This window comes from Gemmatimonas sp., from assembly GCF_041689975.1.
Taxonomy (GTDB): Bacteria; Gemmatimonadota; Gemmatimonadetes; order Gemmatimonadales; family Gemmatimonadaceae; genus Gemmatimonas.
The window spans coordinates 1-3,947 of record NZ_JBDNFF010000073.1 but is presented as its reverse complement, the minus strand read 5'-3'; the positions used below and the strand labels follow the sequence as shown (position 1 = coordinate 3,947).

Below are 3,947 nucleotides of genomic sequence, written 5' to 3'. Positions count from 1 at the left end.
GCGTGACGCGTCGAAGCAGGAGCATCGCCTGTCGGCCTATATCCTCGGCGTCGTTCGCAGCCCTGCGTTCCGCATGCAGCGCGCGGAAGGCGCTATTCCGAAAGCCACCGACGCGTCATCCGGCGCGTCGTCCTCGACGTCCCGATAAGGAGCCGCCATATGGCGTTCATCAGCCGCCACCCGCTACCGCGCCGTACGTTCCTCAAGGGACTCGGCACGATGGTCGCGCTTCCGTATCTGGACGCGATGATTCCCACGACCGCGTTTGCCGCCAGTGCACCGGCCAATCCCGCGCGCTTGCTCTGCCTCGAGATGGTACACGGCGCGGCCGGCTGCAGTCCGTTCGGACTTTCGGAGCATCTCTGGGCGCCGCCAACCACGGGACGCACCTTCGATCTCAGCGGCACCTCGCTGTCGCCGCTGGAAGCCTGGCGCAAGTATGTCACGATCGTGAGCAACACCGACGTGCGCATGGCTGAAGCGTACAAGGCGGAAGAGATCGGTGGTGATCATTTCCGGTCGAGCGCCGTGTTCCTGACGCAGTCGCACCCGACGCAGACGGAAGGCTCCGACATCTTCGCCGGCACGTCGCTCGACCAGATGTACGCGCAGCGCTTTGGCCAGGCCACGCCGATTCCGTCGATGCAGCTGTGCATCGAACCGCTCGATCGCGCCGGTGGTTGTGCGTACGGCTACTCCTGCATGTACACCGACTCGATCAGCTGGAGCTCGCCCACCGAGCCGCTGCCGATGATCCGTGATCCGCGGGTGGCGTTCGAGCAGCTCTTCGGCACCGGTGGGACGCCGGCCGAGCGAGCGGACCGTACGCGCAGTACGGGCAGTGTGCTCGACTGGATCACGGGGCGCGTGTCGCAGCTGAACCGTCAACTCGGTGCCGGTGACCGTCGGCGGATGGAGCAGTACCTCGAAAACATTCGCGAAATCGAGCGCCGCATTCAGCAGGTCGAATCGCGCAACTCGTCCGGTGAGGAACGCGAACTGGCGGGGGCGCCCACCGGCGTGCCGGACTCGTTCGGCGATCATGTGAAGATCATGTTCGACCTGCAAGTGCTGGCGCTGCAGAGCGACATGACGCGCGTGTTCTCCTTCAAAATGGGGCGTGATGCCTCGGCCCGCGTGTATCCCGACAGTGGCGTGGCGACTGGCTTCCACCCGTCGTCGCACCATGGCAACAACCCGGCGCGCGTGCGCGAGTTCGCCGAGATCAACCGCTACCATGTGAGCTTGCTGCCGTATCTGCTCGACAAGCTCAAGACCACGATGGACGGTGATACGCCACTGATCGACAACACGACGATCATCTACGGCTCGCCGATGTCGGACAGCAATACGCACAACCATCGTCGCGCCCCGTTGTTGCTGCTCGGCGGCGGACACGGACTCGCCTCGGGCAATCAGCACCTCAAGGCGCCCGACGGGACGCCGATGGCGAACGTGATGCTCAGTCTGATGCACAAGCTCGGCATGGACGACGTCAACACGTTCGGCGACAGCAGCGGTGAATTCGCGTTCTGATCTGACTGTGACCAATCTCTGACCAAGCGGAGCGCACGTCGTATGAATCGAACGATGCTGAAGGTGTTAGGCGTGATCGCGCTGGGCATTCCCGGTGGACTATCGATCGCGATCCCCCCCGCGACGCCGGTGGCCGATGCGGCCATGCGAGGCGATGGAGCCGCCGTGCGCGCGTTGCTGGCAACCGGCGCCGATGTGAACGTGGCCCAAGGCGACGGTATGACGGCGTTGCACTGGGCCGCCAATCGCGGTGATTCGTCACTGGCCGTGGTCCTGCTGCGCGCGAAGGCGCAGCTCACGTCCGCCACGAGAGTGGGGGGCTATACGCCGCTCCACGTGGCGAGCCAGAGCGGTGCCACCGGCGTGGTGCGGGCGCTGCTGGCCGCCAAGGCCGATGCGCGCGGTGTGACCACCAACGGCGTGTCACCGTTGCACCTTGCCGCCGTGGCTGGCGTGCCTGGTACGATTACCGCCTTGATCGCGGCGGGCGGCGACGCGAACGCGAAGGAGCCGTCGTGGGGACAGACCCCTCTCATGGCCGCTGCGGCAAGAGGCCGGGTCGACGCGGTACGTACCCTCCTGAAAGCCGGCGCGGACCCGGCGATCGCCGCCACGACCATGGATATCATGGCCAGCGCGGCGCAAGACCGACAAGCCAAGGCCAAACGGAACGCGGTGCTCGCTCAGCTCCGCGAGGCCCAGGGCCAAACGAAGAACGTGAACTGGATGCCGTCGCCGTCGCAGGTGCAGGCAGCGGTGAAAGCCTCCCGCGAGGTGGAAGTGCAAGCGGCCACGGCGGCGGCGCTCGCCAGCGCGGCGTCAGCCGCTGCAACAGAAGAGGCTCGACTGGCGGCCCAGGGCGGCCGTGGCGCCGATGACGACAATCCTGGGTACAACGAATTGCTCGGCCCGCAGGGTGGCCACACGGCACTGCTGTTGGCGGTACGTGAGGGACAGATTGAAGCGGTCGACGCGCTGCTCGATGGTGGAGCGAACATCGATCAGGTGAGCGCCGGCGATCACACCAGCCCGATGTTGATGGCGTCGATCAACGGTCACTACGACATCGTGATGCTTCTGCTCAAGCGCGGTGGCAATCCCAACCTTGCCAGCGACGCGGGCGCCGCGCCGTTGTACGCGGTCCTGAACAAGGAATGGGCACCGATGACCCGCACGCCGCAGCCGTCGTTCCAGCTGCAGCAGAAGGTGACTTATCTCGAGGTCGTCGATGCGCTGCTCAAGGCCAAGGCGGATCCGAACGCGCGCGTAGCTCACTCACTCTGGTACACCACGTACAACCGCGACAACCTGGGCGTCGACTTCACCGGCGCTACGCCGTTTTTCCGGGCGGCCCACGCGACCGATATTCCCGCGATGCGGCTGCTGCTCGCCGCGGGCGCCGATCCGATGATCGCGACGATCAAGCCCAAACCGCGGGCGCGCCGTCGCGCCATGGCCGTCGACACGGGCGCAGATCCGTCCGGGCTCGCGCCGATTCCCGAAGGTGGCTTGGGCGTATTCGCCATACACGCTGCCACCGGCGTTGGGTACGGGCAAAGCTTCGCGGCCAACGAACACAAGCATACGCCCGACGGCTGGATGCCCGCGCTGCGCTATCTCGTGGAAGAGTTGAAGTTCGACGTGAATATGCGTGACTTCAACGGCTACACGCCGTTGCACCATGCCGCAGCACGTGGCGACAACGAAATGATCGCATACCTGATCTCCAAGGGCGGCGACGTGATGGCACTGGCGCGCACCGGACAGACGACCGTGGATATGGCGAACGGTCCGGTGCAGCGCATCTCGCCGTTCCTGGACACGGTGGCGTTGTTGGAAAAGCTGGGTGTGAAGAACAACCATCGCTGCATATCCTGCTGATGCCGTGTTACGGCGTGCCGCCCCTCAGGGCACGATACTGGGCGAGCGCCGCATTCACTTTCTGATCGACCGCGATCTTCCCGATCGCGGCTGAGGCCTTGGTCGGATCGCCCGTGACACCGGCGTCGGGTGCGCCGCCGTTCGGCATGAGCTTGTCGAGTCGAATCCCGTCGCTGAACACGTACAACAGCTGCGATGTATCGCTCGTGCCGGCGTGCGACCCCACCATCTGCTCGTCCCATCCGTAGGTGGTCTTGAGATAGTCGCGAATCTGAATGCGCCCCTTCTGGTAGTAGTCGACGAGCGCGTATACGCGGACGCCAGTTCCGGCCCACTCTGCATTCAGCGCGTTCGCGACCGCCGTGAGGCCGGCTTGATTGCCACCGCTGTCGCCGATCAGCAGGATGTCGGTGAATCCGTGCACGCGTAGCGATCGCACGGCCGCATCGAGCAAGCGATCGTAGCTGGGCGAGGGTAGCGAAATGACACCCGGCTTGTCACCGAAACCGGCGCGCGTGTAGTTGCCCTCG

Annotated in this window: 3 protein-coding genes; 2 read left to right on the top strand and 1 reads right to left on the bottom strand. The window is 65.2% G+C overall.

Annotation, left to right across the window (positions count from 1 at the left end; translation table 11 throughout):
* Positions 1–159 precede the first annotated feature (159 nt).
* Together ACESNG_RS05230 and ACESNG_RS05225 are read left to right on the top strand one after the other, a co-directional pair.
* Positions 160–1,536: a DUF1552 domain-containing protein gene (locus ACESNG_RS05230; RefSeq protein WP_373063139.1), complete on the top strand. Its 1,377-nt coding sequence runs from the start codon at positions 160–162 to the stop codon at positions 1,534–1,536.
* A 42-nt stretch (positions 1,537–1,578) separates the two neighbouring features.
* Complete coding sequence (locus tag ACESNG_RS05225) at positions 1,579–3,417, top strand: ankyrin repeat domain-containing protein (protein ID WP_373068088.1); 1,839 nt, start codon at positions 1,579–1,581, stop codon at positions 3,415–3,417.
* A 7-nt stretch (positions 3,418–3,424) separates the two neighbouring features.
* Here the strand turns inward: ACESNG_RS05225 and ACESNG_RS05220 are convergent.
* A partial coding sequence (locus ACESNG_RS05220; protein ID WP_373063135.1) for a creatininase family protein occupies positions 3,425–3,947 on the bottom strand: 523 nt, incomplete at its 5' end.

Bases quoted from the DNA above. Each gene is read 5' to 3' on its own strand.
- ACESNG_RS05230 (WP_373063139.1), top strand. From the start codon at position 160: ATGGCGTTCATCAGCCGCCACCCGCTACCGCGCCGTACGTTCCTCAAG.
- ACESNG_RS05225 (WP_373068088.1), top strand. From the start codon at position 1,579: ATGAATCGAACGATGCTGAAGGTGTTAGGCGTGATCGCGCTGGGCATT.